Source organism: Streptococcus sp. FSL R7-0212 (genome assembly GCF_038007985.1).
Taxonomy (GTDB): Bacteria; Bacillota; Bacilli; order Lactobacillales; family Streptococcaceae; genus Streptococcus; species Streptococcus parauberis.
The window spans coordinates 1,222,733-1,236,958 of record NZ_JBBOYF010000001.1; the positions used below are offsets into that span (position 1 = coordinate 1,222,733).

Here is a 14,226-nt window from a genome sequence, read left to right on the forward strand (position 1 = left end):
TCCTATCTTCTAATTAGTTTGTCAATGACAACTAGAACCCCATTTTCATTATTGGTAGTTGTTTGATAAGTGGCAACCTTCTTAACATTTTCATTAGCGTTTAACATAGCATATGAATTATCTGTAAGCTTGAGCATTTCTAAATCATTATCACTATCCCCAAAAGCAACAAGATTAGTAGCTTTCAAGCCCCAATGGTCTAATAAATAGGTTAGAGCTGTGCCTTTATTTACGCCAGTCCCTATCACATCAACATTATCATGACCAGTTGCAACTGCTTGGACTTGGCCTGAAAGTGTCTCATTAAGGACTTTAATAATTTCATCGGTCACATCTAATGGGGTATTAAAAGAGAACTTCAAAATCTTATCTTGGGGAAGCTCTTGAAAACTTGCTACTTCTTCTAGTCTTGTGTAATAGATACTAAAATAGTCTTTATTTTCTTGACTGGATGAAGCTAAGATATAAGCTGAATTCTCACCACAGACAACTGCTTCTGAGGATAATTGATTACGATCCAAATAGGCAATCACAGTTTCAACAATATCATTTGGCAGTGGATAGGATTTTAAGAGTTGACCTTTATCAACAATATAGGCACCATTTTCTCCGACAATTGTCATTTTGTCTTGATAGTCCTCAAAAAATCCTGCAATTTGATAATATTGGTTTCCACTAATAGCCACAAAATGCATATCTTGATCAGTTAACTGTGCAAATAATTGATTAAAATAAACTCGGTCATATGAATTTTGATCATTTAAGAATGTACCATCCATATCTGTTGCAAATACTTTAATTGTCATCATTGACTCCTTATCTAAAAAAAGGCTTAAAGAGATACCCTTTAAGCCTTTCGTTTAGGTATAACCTAATTATTTTTTGGGTGTGTAAATCAAATGTTCATTAACAAAGGCAGTAAAGCCTAGTTCACTTAATTCACGACCATATCCTGAATTTTTAATTCCGCCGAATGGAAGTTCTGGAAGACTAGCCCAACCTGAGTTGATGAATGACATACCAGTTTCAATTTTAGCAGCTACTGCTTCGCGGTGTTCTTTGTTGCTTGAGAAGATTGTACCACCCAAGCCATAATTAGAATCGTTAGCCACTTCGATAGCTTCTTCTTCTGAAGACACTTTGTAGATTTCGCCAACTGGACCAAAGATCTCTTGGTAGTAAATTGGGTTATCTTTAGTCAATCCAGCAATAATCGTTGGCATAACAAAGTTACCTGGATGATCAATGGCTTCACCACCGTAGACTAATTCAGCGCCGTTATCAACTGCCAATTTAATTTGAGCTAGAACATCTTCTTTAGCTTGAGCTGATGATAATGGTGCCAAAGTAGTTTCTGGATCCATTGGGTCACCCCATTTAGCTGTTTTGAAGACTTTCGTTAACAATTCTTTGAAACGGTCGTAGTCTTTTTCAAGAACGATGAAACGTTTAGAAGAGGTACATACTTGACCTGCATTATATAAACGTGAGAAGAAAAGAACAGATTCTAACTCATCCCAATCAGCATCGTCGAGAATGATGAAGGCATCATCACCACCCAATTCAAGGGTCGTTTTCTTCAAGTTTTTACCAGCTTCTTCAGCGATAGATGCACCACCACGTTCAGAACCAGTTAAGCAGACTCCAACCACACGTTTGTCAGCAATAATTTGTGATACTTGCCCATAAGAAACAAAGAGGTTTGTGAATGTTCCTTTTTCTGCACCAGCTTCAATAACTAATTCTTCAAATGATTGTGCTGACCATGGACAGATTGATGCATGTTTCAAGACCATTGGGTTACCGACGATAAAGTTTGGTGCAAATACACGCATGATTTGATAATATGGGAAGTTCCAAGGCTCAACCGCAAGAATAACACCTGTAGCTTGTTTGATATAGTAAGCTTCACCAGTATCAGTATCAAGTGTTGTTGGTTCTAAGAATTTGTCTGCATTGTCCGCATAGTAGTCTGCAATGTCAGCACAAAGCTCAATTTCACCTTGAGCTTCAGTGAAAAGTTTACCCATATCTTTAGTCAAAATTTCCGCATATTTATCGCGGTCACGACGCAAGATTACAGCAACTTCATGAAGTTGTGCTTTACGTGTTTCTAATTGGTCATCTTTACGCCATTTTTTGTAAAGTTGGTGTGCCGTTTCTAGCACTTCTTCTAATTGTGCATCACTAGTGTTCTCATACTCTTTAAGAACTTCATTTGTAAAAGGGTAGATAGTTTTATAAGCCATAATAAGCCTCCTTTTGTTATTATCTAAAGTCTATCAGAATTTGGCAACGATTTCAAAAAAACGCTACGAAAAGAGAAAATTTTAAGAATTACTCGAATAACAAGTCTTTTAATTGCTCATAATTTGCAATAATATAATCTGGAACTGATTTACTGTGATTTTCAAGACCATGTGGATTATACCAGACTGTCTCGATCCCAGCATTATTTCCGCCCTGAATGTCTGCAGTCAAACTGTCTCCAATCATTAGTGCTTTTGTCGAATCAAAACCTGGAATTTGCTCGGCAATCCATTCATAAAAAGCTGGATCTGGTTTTTGGCTACCTGATTGCTCAGAAATGAAAATCTTATCAAAATACGTTTCAATATCTGAGTGGGCAAGTCGCCCTTCTTGAATTTTTGTGATGCCATTAGTTGCGGCATATAGTGAATAGCCTTCGGCTTTTATATCTGCAAGCAACTGTGTAGCCCCAGGATAGGTCTGTCCTTGATTCTTGAGGTGGGCTTGGTAGCGTTCAGCCATATAGATGCCGTCAACCTCTTTTCCGAAATAATTAAATAATTTGGCAAAGCGCGTGTTGACCAATTCTGGTTTGGTAATTTGTTTTAATTCCAGACTTTTCCACATGGCCTGATTCATCGGTTTGTAATAATCCTTGTAAACTTCAATATCTGCAATCTGACATTCAATCAATAAGTCTGTCAAAGCTACTTCTTCTGCTTGGTCAAAATCCATTAGGGTATGATCTAGGTCGAATAGTAAAAATTTTTTATCCAAAACAAGTCCTCGTCTTTCCTATCATTTGTCCAATTATATCAAATTGCAGTCTCTCAACCTAAAATTTTTTCATAATCTCAGATAAATATTCCGAATTTCAGCAAAAAGCCCTAATTGACATTAGTTTAAGGCTTGGTGGATAATATACTAAAATTATAACTAATTCAATAATCTTTTCCTTATAATTCCAAGGCTTGAATTAATAAGTCTGCCACAGCTCCACCCGACATTGGATTTTGTCCTGTGATTAAGTGTTTATCTTGAATGGCAAATGAGGTATAAGGAATTGTTTTTTGAAATTCTGCTCCTCGTTCCTTAGCCATTTTTTCCACACTATAATTTATATAGGATTGTTTACCACTTAGCAATTCTTCCTGATCAGTAAAACCGGTCACTTTCTTCCCATCTAAAAGGTAGTCATCAGCAGCATCTTTAACATTTAATAAGCCAGCTAAACCATGACAAACTGACATAACATAACCCCCATAAGTGAAAATATGACTGGTCAATTTTTGCAGAGCATAGTTATTGGGGAAGTCCCATAGCACACCATGGCCTCCTGTATAATAAATTCCTAAATAATCATCTGGATTAACATCTTTAGCTGTCATGGTATTTGACAGTGCTCGATCCTGAAAATCCTTTGATTGATAAAGCGTCAGGTCACTTGGCTTAATGTAAGCTCCCTTTAATGAACGTGGGTCAATTGGGACATAGCCACCTTCTGGGCTAATATAATCAACTTGAAAACCAGCTTTCGTTACCACATTGACAAATTCTGTTGCCTCTGCTAACCACAAACCAGTTGCTTCTAGTTTTCCAGGAAAATTTGGAGTGTTTGTTAAAACTACTAATATCTTTTTCATCTTTTTTCCTTTCGGACTTCTACTTATTGTCATTATACATTTTTTAACCATTTATGTCATTTATCCAAATTTATCCTATTTACTGAAAAATCCAAATATATATTATTCCGAAATTTATAAATTTTATTGTCTAAATAATGTTTTTAACAATTTCTAAGCTTCTATCTTCAACGTCATAAACTATCCGGTGATGACCATTCCCTTTACCTAATCTAAAAATGTTAACGAGACATCGAAAAAAATTCCCTACTTATAAAAAGTTGGGAATTTTTACTATGCTTATTTTCAATTAATTTCATTGACTCTAAGCTATTTATTTTATAAGACTATTTGTCTTTTTTCGCTATTAGGTTATCGACTGACAAAGCACCACTACCAGCAAAAACAAATAGTAAGAAGACAACTGCATATAATGCTGCTAACTCTCCTTTATTAACATATGGTAAAAAAATATTACCTGGTAAACCATGGAACATAAAATAAGCAACCGCCATTTGACCTGATAATATAAATGAGGCTAATCTGGTAAATAGTCCAATCATTATTAATAGGGCAGTTATTAACTCAATTATGCCACCAATACCCATTAATGATTGAAGCGGTACTTGCCCACCAAATAATCCAAAAACTTTATCCAACCCATGTAATAACATCATATATCCAGCAACCACTCGTAATAAAGTAAGTGCATATGGTCTAACTATCTCAATTTTTTTATCATTTTCTTCTCCTTTTCTGGTCCGACACATATCACTAGTTAGTTATATCTGTCAGAAAATATATTATATGATATTCTAATAAAAAATACAAAATTTTCGACTTGTTTTCATCAAAATAATAAAGAACCTCAAAATATTCTTTTGAAGTTCTCTATTGAATATTTTTATTGATATCTTAAATCATGTCTATTCTATGGATTAATTATGCCATCACCATTTAAGATAAGAACACGATCAAGATTGAATAATAAGGGATTTAACCGGTATTTCATTGAACCCGATTCGAAGAGTAAATAAATTTTACCCTCATAGCCTAGTGCCTGTTCTAAATAAGGTGGCAGCTTCAGTTGCGACTCAATTTGACCTTTATTTAACTGGAATTTGGGGTCACTTAATTTATTATCAAAAATAATCAGTTTGGATTTATTTAATCCGTAGGATTGCGTCATAAAAATGGAATCCTTGTAAAAGGAGATTCCTTGAATATCACTATAAGTATCAAGCACGCGAACTGGTTTTGCTAACTTTTCTTTTGATTTTAGCAACTGTCCTTCCTTATCAATTGAAAAAACAGCAAGTTTTCCTTGCCCTTTCAGCTTAAAGTAACCAATATAGAGTTTACCTTGATGATAGGACATGTAGGAGGTTTCTTTAATGCCTTTTAAATGTGCTGTTTTTGAGAAACTAATAGACTGATTACTATCCTTGAAATCGTAGTTTTTTATTTGTTTTAGAGTTAGTGCTTGAACTTGCGCAACTGAGTGATTACCAATAGTGGCAATCCACAAAACCTGATTATCATTATCATAAGCAATAGCCCCAAGATATTCTTTATTTTCCAAAACAATCGTTTTAATGAACTTTCCTGTTTTCCTTTCAATCAACCAAAGAACAGAGTTAAATTTCTTACTCTTACTGTAAGCTGAAATTACAAGATAGTCTTCATTTAGAATTGCCAAGCCTTGCGGGACCATATCACTTGCAAGCACTGCTCTATTCCCATTCTTAGTTTGCTTGAGCGACTGGCTTTGCTTTAAACCGGGTATAACATAAGTTCCTTTGGCAGATTCACTTCTGTCCAATTGTTTAGTCAGGTCAGGATACTTCTCTTCCAATTCTAACATGAATTGTCTGTCAGAATTAATAATAGGATTAATATTATTACCTTCTTTTAAAACCACTTTTGGACTCGTCAGCTGTCTGTATAGTGCAAAAGCAATTAAAGCTAGCGCTAGCAACAAGAAAAAGGATAAACTGATTTTTATTAATTTTTTCATTTTACCCCTCTTTTTAGTTTATGATACTTTTTATTTATTTTACAAATCTCGAATGACTTCTACCCTTGTAATCAGTCCACCACGCATCTTATCAATCCTAAGGGCAAAGGAACCGAGATTCAAAACTGCTCCAACAGAAATAGAACGATCTTCTTCTTGAAGACGTTTAGTCATATAATCTCGAAGTTTTTCTTCTTTGGGGCCATCAATGGAGACATGGGCAATCATCTTGGTCATTTTTAAGGTTTGGCTACCGCGTATCATTATTGAAGTTGACTCATCAAACTTGACAAATAAATAGCGACGAATAGCAAAAAGAATAGCAACAGCAATTATTCCTAAAAGAAAATCAAACATTTTTGGGTGATCAACGATCATTTGACGCGTTAAGGCAAATAAGAGAACTTCAATAACTGTACCAGGTGAAGGTTTAGATAACATCTTAATCAGCTCAACACCAACCGCTAAGGTCAAAGCACGACCTAAAATATTCTCAAAAAGGTGATTATTGTTGACATCACTTATCAAAAATCCTGGCAAATTAGCCACTAATGATATAGCAAAGAAAATCATGGCGATTGTTAAAATTAAAGATAATAATATTTCCAGATAATGGGAAATTTCTGTTACAAGTTCTTGTAAATATTTTCTCATTGACTCTCCTTGTTTTTCATAATTTCTTTAAACCAGTCCTTACTTAATTTCAGATATGCTTGGCTACCCAAGTTACCATCAACCCGATCATAGGCATGATTGGTATAAGGAACGATGACTAACTTATTGGTGATTAGTTTTTCAGTTAATTGTTCGGCTAGTTCATAAGTTGACTCTTGTGGAACTAAACTATCTCTCGCCCCAGAAATAAATAAACTTGGTGGTGTTTTTTTACTAATAAAATTCTTTGGTGTTATGGCAGAATATTTCTTAGGTAATTGATCAGGACGTCCACCCAAGTAGGATACTGCCATATACTTGGCTAAATCTCCTTTGACACGGTCACTATTTTCATAGAATGCTCGTGGGTCTGCTACCGGGTATGCAACTGACACTGCATCAATTTTTGGTAATCTCGTATCATCAGCATACCTATACTTACCATTATTGATTTTATATGCCAATTCCAGAGCTAAATTCCCACCAGCAGACACACCAGTGACAAATAAGTTCTTGGTGCTCCCACCATAGTCTTCAATGTTGTTTTGGACCCAGGCAAAGCCTTTGGTTAATTGTCGTTCGGTCACGTCTGAGAGGTGTCGGTGCTTGCTTGATAGGTCATAATCTAAGCTGACCACCACATAGCCTGATTTTGCAAAGGATTCCCAGTAGTAGGCATGTGAATTGCGGTGCCCTGCAATCCAACCACCACCATGAATGAAAATTAAAACTGGCTTATTTTTTTTACCATCATCGACTTGATAGACGTTGAGTCTGGCGTGGCCCAGTGGTGTTTTGTCATATGTCTCAACATTGATATCGACACCACTTGTTTCTTCTGCTTGATAGGATCTGAAGAAACTGACACCTGCTCCCAGTTGATTCAGACTTGTTTGAATTGAAATGATAATATATAGACCAATCCCTAAGCAGAGTGCTGCTAAAAGGAGATTAGTTAAGTGCCATCGACTTGAGCGATGTCTTAATGAAAATACAAGACTGGCTATAAATAAAATGATCATCAATGGCAACCACAGACGAATATAGGGTACCGTGTAGTGATTGGCAATTGAACCAAGATAGGGAATTGGAAATAAGGTTGCTAAATTAAATACTAGTAAAACTAAAACCGCACATTCTAATAGTACAAAAGCCAATTTTTTGATAATTGTCATATTCCCTCCCCAAAAATTCTTTATTATTCTAGACTATCAAAACTTTTTCAGTTCTGCAATTCTGAGGCTTATAGAGTAGAAAATTTCAAAAAAAAGAGATCTTAATGATCTCTTTACCAAGTTCCAATAAGTGCTTGCATTGCTAAGCTTACAACTGTGATAGCTACCCAACAGATGGCACCTAGTGTGATGGCTTTCCCACCAGTCTTAAACAGTTTAACGATATTTGTATTTAACCCGATTGCTGTCATTGCCATCACAATGAAGAATTTAGATAAGGTTTTTAATTGATCAAAAATAGATGGATTTAGCCCCATAGCACTAAAAACAGTTGTTACAATTGACGCGAGCAAGAAATAAAAGATAAATGTTGGAAAAGCTTTTTTCAAACTAAAACTAGAGTCATTATTTCCTTCTTTTTTTGCCTTATAAAGAGATAAGATAAGGGTAATTGGAATAATAGCTAATGTTCTGGTTAATTTAACAATGGTTGCTCCATCCAAAGTATTAGAACCATGAATAGCATCCCATGAAGCTGCAGTTGCTGTAACTGATGACGTATCATTGACAGCCGTTCCCGCAAAAATTGCGAAGCCATGATTTGATAAGCCCAGTAATTGCCCTAAACTTGGAAAAATAATGGCAGCAATCACATTAAAAAGAAAAATTACTGAAATAGCTTTTGCAATTTCTTCATCTTTCGCCTTAATCACCGGTGCCGTTGCGGCAATTGCAGAGCCACCACAGATTGATGAACCAACCCCAACTAATGTTGCAGTATTGACATCAATATGCATCCATTTTTGTAAGAAATAGGCGACCAGTAAAGCAATTGCAATGGTTGAGATAATAATTGGTAAGGATTCAATCCCCACTTTCATAATCTGAGTCAAATTTAGTCCAAAACCAAGAAGCACAACTGCTGTCTGCAAAATATATTTTGAAGTAAAAGCAATACCAGTTTTGGTCTGATCACGTTTTGTATAAAATAAGGCAATAAGCATGCCCATTAAAATCCCAAAAACAGGACCACCAATAATTGGAAAGAGCTGACCCAAAAACCATGCTCCAAGAGCAATAATTAAACAAACTAAAATACCTGGAACTTTTTTCTTAATAGATGACATAGAAACTCCTTTACTCACTCTATTATAAGACTTTTTTAATTGATTGTAAAACCCATAACAAAGTAAAGTAAATAAATTTATATGTACATCCAATTCCTCACACATCAGAAACGTAATAAGAAATAAAACACCTACCTCAAAAAGGTAGGTGCTTCTTCTAATTACAATGCACCAACAATTTGGTGTGGAAGATAAGCTTTGTCTAACATTGCCATTTGGTTATCAGTTAAGATTAATTGGAAGGCACCTAAATAATCATCAAGGTATTTTTCTTTGGTAACACCAACAATTGGTGAATCAATACCTTTTTGCCAGAGCCAAGCTAAGGCTACCTGTGCACGAGAAACATCTAACTCTTTAGCTAGCTCAGCAACACATTTAACAATCTCTTTGTCTTGTTCCTCAGTACTGTCATATTTCGATTTAGCTATTTCATCTGTTTTACTTCTTGCCGTATCAGCATCCCAGTCACGAACAACCCGACCAGCAGCTAAAGGACTATATGGGACCAGAGCAACACCAGAATCTTTACAGAAAGGAATCATCTCACGCTCATCTTCGCGATAGAGCATATTGTAGTGATTTTGCATGACAGAGAATTTAGTCCAGCCATTTTTTTCTGCCACATATTGAGCTTTTTGGAATTGCCAAGCGTACATAGCTGATGCACCTAAATAATGCACTTTACCAGAACGGACAAGATCATTTAGAGCAGCCATTGTTTCTTCAATTGGCGTGTTATAATCCCATCTGTGGATATATAATAAATCAATATAATCAGTACCTAAGCGTTCTAAACTAGCATTAACCTGATTGATAATAGCTTTGCGTGAAAGACCTTTAGTATTACGTCCCTCATGTTGACCATCACCAAAAAATAATTTTGTAGCAATCACAATTTCTTCACGATCAGCAAAATCTTTGATCGCACGTCCAAGGTATTCTTCACTTGTTCCGGCAGCATAGGTATTAGCAGTATCAAAGAAGTTAATTCCCATATCGAGAGCTTTCTTAATAATCTTACGACTTGCATCTTCATCTAAAAGCCAACCTGAGTGAAAACCTGTACTTGAATCTCCAAAACTCATACACCCTAAACAAAGTTTTGACACTTCCAAACCTGTATTACCTAATTTTGTATATTCCATTTCGTCTCCTTTGTAAATCCTGAACTTAATCTTTCCAAATTTCTTTAGCTCGATTAAAAGTAGACCAGGCTTTTGGCCAACCCACATAAAAAGCTAAATGAGTAATTATTTCTGAAATCTCTTCTTTTGTGACACCATTTTCCTTAGCAAAATTCAAATGATGATCAAGTTGTTCCAAATTACCACCAGAAATTAATGCCGAAACAGTAATCATCGATCTTGTTTTAGCAGGAAGTTCACTTTCTCTGGACCAAACTTCTCCAAATAGGACATCATCATTAAACTCTGCAAATTTTGGTGCAAATTCACCCAAGTTATTTCTTCCAGCTGTTTGTTTAACTGCCATATTTAATCACACTTTCTATCTTATAATTTGTCGTATTCTTCATCAGTAACTGCTTCATAAAACTCACTAGCACCAGATGTTATAGCTATATGAGAAAACCATGAATCCTTAGTTGCACCGTGCCAATGGCGAACCATCTTGTCGGTCACAATGACATCACCGACCTTAAGTAACTGAGCAGTCTTGCCTTCTTCTTGATACCAACCTTGACCAGTTGTGACAAGTAGAATTTGAAAACCATCTAAATGAACATGCCAATTGTTACGACAAGCTGGTTCAAAGCTAACATTCCCCACCTGCAAATTTTGATCAGGTGACTTAGCTAGAGCTTTTAAAAATGATTGTCCCGTGAAAAATTGCCCGTAAGGATTTTCTTGTCCTAGTGGGAAAATACCATTCAAAACTTCTTCTTCGTTCATATTAATCTCCTTTTTATTTATCAAATAATTGGTGTTCACGAGGAACTATCTTATTCTTATAATTATCTATTTTATGATTGAGACGGTCCAGAGCCTGATTGAGTTCGTCAAGTCTTGCTTCCATGGCTTCTTTTTCATCTTGCAGAATAGCCAAGCGAGCTTCAATCGTTTCATCGCCAAGTTGAACAAGTCCAATATACTCAATTAAACTTTCAACTGGAATGCCTGCGCCCCTAAAGTATCTGACAAACTCAAGCACATCAATATCATGCTGTGAGAAATCACGGATTCCAGACTGCGTCCGCCCAATAGGAGGAATCAAACCAATCCGTTCATAATAACGAATCGTATCAGCTGATACACCCGTTAATTCACTTACTTTCTTAATATTCATATCAATTCCTTATTAGCTGATAATAACTAATGATTTAATGGCTTTGCGTTTATCCATTGCCTCATAGGCTGCTTGGATGTCATCTAAAGCAAATGATTTTGTGAATACTTTACCTGGATTAATTTTATCTGTTAAAACAGCATCTAATAAAACTTCTTTGTCAAATGTTGTTACAGAGGCGATGCCTCCACGTAAGCCAATATTTTTCCAGAATAACTCATTGGTATTCATGTTTGGATTTTGTGGGATACCTACACGACCAATAACTGCACCAGGTCTTGCTACTTTAACAGCTGTATCGACTGACTGTTCTGTGCCAACACATTCCAAAATAGCATCCGCCCCAGCATTATCAGTTAATTCCATTACTTTTACGACTGCTTGGTCACCACGTTCAGCAACAATATCAGTTGCTCCAAACTCAAGTGCTAGGTCTTGACGGTCTTTATGACGGCTCATTGCAATAATACGTTTTGCGCCAAGTAATTTTGCACCAATCACGCCACAGAGGCCGACAGCACCATCACCCATGACAACAACTGTATCACCTTCTTTAACTTCGGCTGTTTTAGCAGCATGATAACCAGTTGCCATAACATCAGAAAGGGTCAAAAGGGAATTTAATTTTTCTTCAGAGTAGTCCGAAGGCTGTCCTGGAATTTTAACTAAAGCCCAGTTAGCATTTGTATAACGAAGGTATTCACCTTGGTAGCCAATATTTTTACCAGCTTCATGATTTGTACAGTTCCCATCAAAGCCTGCTTGACAAGCTGCACATGAACCACATCCATGAGTGAAAGGAACAACAACAAAGTCACCAACTTTAACTTGATCTACTGCTGAGCCAACTTCTTCAACAATTCCAATAGCTTCATGTCCAGCTGCTGTATTTGTCTCACGTTTTGAAATACCACGGAACCACCACAAGTCAGATCCGCAGACACATGCACGGACAATCTTAATGATGGCATCTGTTTCTTTTTCAATAACAGGTTTTGGAAATTCTGTCACTTCCATTTTGCCGATTTCAATAAATGTTGCTACTTTCATATGATTCCCCTTTTTTATTATTAATTTCATTATAAACCTTAGAGTAGACTCCAGGTCAAGCAAGAACATTAATTATTTATAATTTTTCATTTATTAGAACAGATCTATCAAAAGTATGAAATCTTGTTCCAAAAATATTTCTTATCTAAATAAAGCAATGTTTTGATTTAAGTAGCGTTCTGGTTGATCAATAATAGTTGATACAAGTTCAATAATGGCTTTTCTAGAAACATCATGACCAGTTACAGTTTCACCTTTAAGAGAGATTTGGCAAGTCGTATCTGAGCCATTATCAAACCAAGCTGGTCTCAGAATAGTATAATCTAAACCTGACTCTTCTACTATATCGGCTGTTTGACGATAGGGTTGTAAAATTGGATTATTTGATATATTTCCTGAGCCTCTTATTTCATTATAAATACCAATAGAAGAGACAAAAACAATTCTCTTTACCTTATTATCATACATTACCTTTAGAATAGGTTTAATCATTTCTGGTAAATTTCCAGACAAAGCCACAAAAACAATATCTTGCTTTTGCATGGCTCGATTTAACTTCTCGTCTTCAAAAACAGAAGCAGCCATAGCCTGTTCATTTTCATTGAGTCTTAGAAGATTACTACCTCTTGAAAACAAAGTGAGTTGATATTGATCCTGGTTAGCCAATTTTCTACGTAATGTTTCTCCTAAGGATCCTGTCGCACCAATAATTAATATATTTTTCATTGAATTTCTCCTAAATTGTTGAAGCAAGCTGGTTTGTAACATGCCACTTGCCATTAATTTCTTCAAAGGTCATTTTAATTTCTAAGGGCCACTTATGCATTCGACTGCCTCAAATACTAGCTACAACGTAACTGCGACCAATGACAAGCATTTTTTTATTATCTAAATCCCTAACAGTGGCTGATACAAACTGAGAGGAGTTATAGATCAACTGGTCGTTTGCAATATCACTAAGCCATTCCACTAGAGGTTGAACATAACCAGTCATATGAACCAAAACAGAGTCCTTTGAAATTATATTCTCTAAAGTTTCAATATCCTTTTCAACCATTGCTTGATTAATCCTACGATAGCTATCAATAAATCTTTTGGTATCATCTCTTGTCTAACTTTCTTTATTTGGTTGTAAAGGTCCGTAGAAATAAGAAGCTGTCGCACCACCATCAATTAAGAGTGTTGAGCCTGTCATGTAAGCTGCCTGTTCACTTAGAACAAGCTCTGCTAAATTAGCTACTTCGTCTGCTGCACCTGGTCTGCCTGCGGGAGAATTAGCGAACATATTCTTATAGAAGTCTCCTCGTGGTCCATTAAATTCGTCCAAAGCAAGTGGTGTAACAATAATGCCTGGGGCAATAGCATTAATACGAGCTCCTCTTTTGCCCCATTTAACGGCTTCACCCATAACCCTTTTCTCATTTGCTCGTTTTGCAAGCTGATAAGCGTGCAAACTGTTCTCAATTTGGTCAACTTGCAAAAAGTCTAGGTCTAACAGTTGATTTGGATCAGTCATCGCCAATGCTCGGTCTTGTTTCTCAGTTAGTGCCGGCATTCTAAAACCTGACTGACTTGAAATGGTAACACCTCTGCCGCCTTGAGCAATAATTTTACCAACTTCCTCCAATAGGACAGCTGTCCCATATAAATCGACAGCTAAAACCTTTTCTATTGAAGCTTGTGATGGTGAAACGCCTGCGCCATTAATCATATAATGAATTTCACCAAAATTTTGCGCGTATGTAATAAAGTCCAAAATAGATTCTTTATCAGATAAGTCCATTTCTTTAGCTACCACATCAAAACCAGCTTGGCTTAAGACTGTCGCCATTTCTTGGGCATTTACTATTGATTTATCCCCTAAGACAATTTGACAGCCGTAGGCAATTCTACGCGTAATTGCTAATGAAATTTGTCCTGCTCCTGTTACTAAAACTACTTTTTTCATATTCCCCTCTTTTCTATTTCTTCTATGATAATCCTTGGAGTTAACTCTAAGTCAAGAGAAAAATAAAAAAAGTTGA

Annotated in this window: 17 protein-coding genes; all 17 read right to left on the reverse strand. The window is 36.0% G+C overall.

Features of this window, described 5'->3' with window-relative positions; genetic code table 11:
- Positions 1–2: 2 nt before the first annotated feature.
- The 17 genes from MKY69_RS06270 to MKY69_RS06350 all read right to left on the reverse strand — a co-directional run bounded on the left by MKY69_RS06270 (position 3) and on the right by MKY69_RS06350 (position 14,150).
- The gene (locus MKY69_RS06270) at positions 3–806 is read right to left on the reverse strand and encodes a Cof-type HAD-IIB family hydrolase (RefSeq protein ID WP_340791182.1); all 804 of its coding nucleotides are present in this window, start codon (positions 804–806) and stop codon (positions 3–5) included.
- 69 nt (positions 807–875) lie between these two features.
- Positions 876–2,249, reverse strand: coding sequence for an NAD-dependent succinate-semialdehyde dehydrogenase (locus MKY69_RS06275; protein ID WP_003103365.1), 1,374 nt, complete (start codon positions 2,247–2,249; stop codon positions 876–878).
- A gap of 88 nt (positions 2,250–2,337) precedes the next feature.
- Complete coding sequence (locus MKY69_RS06280) at positions 2,338–3,027, reverse strand: YjjG family noncanonical pyrimidine nucleotidase (protein WP_013794049.1); 690 nt, start codon at positions 3,025–3,027, stop codon at positions 2,338–2,340.
- Between the two features lie 179 nt (positions 3,028–3,206).
- Entirely contained in the window at positions 3,207–3,893 is a 687-nt protein-coding gene (locus MKY69_RS06285; protein WP_340791183.1) for a type 1 glutamine amidotransferase domain-containing protein, read from the reverse strand.
- Between the two features lie 326 nt (positions 3,894–4,219).
- Complete coding sequence (locus MKY69_RS06290; protein ID WP_340791184.1) at positions 4,220–4,642, reverse strand: DoxX family protein; 423 nt, start codon at positions 4,640–4,642, stop codon at positions 4,220–4,222.
- Positions 4,643–4,803: 161 nt separating this feature from the next.
- Entirely contained in the window at positions 4,804–5,889 is a 1,086-nt protein-coding gene (locus MKY69_RS06295) for a YncE family protein (RefSeq protein ID WP_062806527.1), read from the reverse strand.
- Between the two features lie 39 nt (positions 5,890–5,928).
- Entirely contained in the window at positions 5,929–6,543 is a 615-nt protein-coding gene (locus MKY69_RS06300) for a phosphate-starvation-inducible PsiE family protein (RefSeq protein ID WP_003107064.1), read from the reverse strand.
- Complete coding sequence (locus MKY69_RS06305; RefSeq protein WP_003107066.1) at positions 6,540–7,718, reverse strand: alpha/beta hydrolase; 1,179 nt, start codon at positions 7,716–7,718, stop codon at positions 6,540–6,542. Before MKY69_RS06305 ends, MKY69_RS06300 begins: the two co-directional genes overlap by 4 nt.
- Positions 7,719–7,831: 113 nt before the next feature.
- Positions 7,832–8,845, reverse strand: a complete 1,014-nt coding sequence (locus MKY69_RS06310; RefSeq protein ID WP_003103697.1) for a YeiH family protein — start codon at positions 8,843–8,845, stop codon at positions 7,832–7,834.
- A 161-nt stretch (positions 8,846–9,006) separates the two neighbouring features.
- The gene (locus MKY69_RS06315; RefSeq protein WP_003102681.1) at positions 9,007–9,993 is read right to left on the reverse strand and encodes an aldo/keto reductase; all 987 of its coding nucleotides are present in this window, start codon (positions 9,991–9,993) and stop codon (positions 9,007–9,009) included.
- A gap of 25 nt (positions 9,994–10,018) precedes the next feature.
- Entirely contained in the window at positions 10,019–10,339 is a 321-nt protein-coding gene (locus tag MKY69_RS06320; RefSeq protein ID WP_003105483.1) for a carboxymuconolactone decarboxylase family protein, read from the reverse strand.
- A gap of 20 nt (positions 10,340–10,359) precedes the next feature.
- The gene (locus MKY69_RS06325; RefSeq protein ID WP_340791185.1) at positions 10,360–10,758 is read right to left on the reverse strand and encodes a cupin domain-containing protein; all 399 of its coding nucleotides are present in this window, start codon (positions 10,756–10,758) and stop codon (positions 10,360–10,362) included.
- Positions 10,759–10,771: 13 nt separating this feature from the next.
- Positions 10,772–11,152 carry a stress response transcriptional regulator NmlR gene (gene nmlR / locus MKY69_RS06330; protein WP_003104344.1) on the reverse strand — a complete coding sequence of 127 codons (381 nt, stop codon included), beginning with the start codon at positions 11,150–11,152 and terminating at the stop codon, positions 10,772–10,774.
- A 12-nt stretch (positions 11,153–11,164) separates the two neighbouring features.
- Positions 11,165–12,202, reverse strand: coding sequence for a zinc-dependent alcohol dehydrogenase family protein (locus MKY69_RS06335; RefSeq protein ID WP_003107079.1), 1,038 nt, complete (start codon positions 12,200–12,202; stop codon positions 11,165–11,167).
- A 141-nt stretch (positions 12,203–12,343) separates the two neighbouring features.
- Complete coding sequence (locus MKY69_RS06340; RefSeq protein WP_062806530.1) at positions 12,344–12,928, reverse strand: NAD(P)H-binding protein; 585 nt, start codon at positions 12,926–12,928, stop codon at positions 12,344–12,346.
- Positions 12,929–13,037: 109 nt separating this feature from the next.
- Complete coding sequence (locus tag MKY69_RS06345) at positions 13,038–13,289, reverse strand: nuclear transport factor 2 family protein (RefSeq protein ID WP_445684234.1); 252 nt, start codon at positions 13,287–13,289, stop codon at positions 13,038–13,040.
- Positions 13,290–13,313: 24 nt separating this feature from the next.
- On the reverse strand, positions 13,314–14,150 hold the full coding sequence (locus MKY69_RS06350) for an SDR family oxidoreductase (protein ID WP_062806531.1): 837 nt from the start codon (positions 14,148–14,150) through the stop codon (positions 13,314–13,316).
- Positions 14,151–14,226 lie beyond the last annotated feature (76 nt).

Bases quoted from the DNA above. Each gene is read 5' to 3' on its own strand.
- MKY69_RS06325 (WP_340791185.1), bottom strand. From the start codon at position 10,758: ATGAACGAAGAAGAAGTTTTGAATGGTATTTTCCCACTAGGACAAGAA.
- MKY69_RS06350 (WP_062806531.1), bottom strand. From the start codon at position 14,150: ATGAAAAAAGTAGTTTTAGTAACAGGAGCAGGACAAATTTCATTAGCA.
- MKY69_RS06310 (WP_003103697.1), bottom strand. From the start codon at position 8,845: ATGTCATCTATTAAGAAAAAAGTTCCAGGTATTTTAGTTTGTTTAATT.
- MKY69_RS06285 (WP_340791183.1), bottom strand. From the start codon at position 3,893: ATGAAAAAGATATTAGTAGTTTTAACAAACACTCCAAATTTTCCTGGA.
- MKY69_RS06340 (WP_062806530.1), bottom strand. From the start codon at position 12,928: ATGAAAAATATATTAATTATTGGTGCGACAGGATCCTTAGGAGAAACA.
- MKY69_RS06270 (WP_340791182.1), bottom strand. From the start codon at position 806: ATGACAATTAAAGTATTTGCAACAGATATGGATGGTACATTCTTAAAT.
- MKY69_RS06335 (WP_003107079.1), bottom strand. From the start codon at position 12,202: ATGAAAGTAGCAACATTTATTGAAATCGGCAAAATGGAAGTGACAGAA.
- MKY69_RS06320 (WP_003105483.1), bottom strand. From the start codon at position 10,339: ATGGCAGTTAAACAAACAGCTGGAAGAAATAACTTGGGTGAATTTGCA.
- MKY69_RS06300 (WP_003107064.1), bottom strand. From the start codon at position 6,543: ATGAGAAAATATTTACAAGAACTTGTAACAGAAATTTCCCATTATCTG.
- nmlR (WP_003104344.1), bottom strand. From the start codon at position 11,152: ATGAATATTAAGAAAGTAAGTGAATTAACGGGTGTATCAGCTGATACG.
- MKY69_RS06315 (WP_003102681.1), bottom strand. From the start codon at position 9,993: ATGGAATATACAAAATTAGGTAATACAGGTTTGGAAGTGTCAAAACTT.
- MKY69_RS06290 (WP_340791184.1), bottom strand. From the start codon at position 4,642: ATGTGTCGGACCAGAAAAGGAGAAGAAAATGATAAAAAAATTGAGATA.
- MKY69_RS06295 (WP_062806527.1), bottom strand. From the start codon at position 5,889: ATGAAAAAATTAATAAAAATCAGTTTATCCTTTTTCTTGTTGCTAGCG.
- MKY69_RS06275 (WP_003103365.1), bottom strand. From the start codon at position 2,249: ATGGCTTATAAAACTATCTACCCTTTTACAAATGAAGTTCTTAAAGAG.
- MKY69_RS06305 (WP_003107066.1), bottom strand. From the start codon at position 7,718: ATGACAATTATCAAAAAATTGGCTTTTGTACTATTAGAATGTGCGGTT.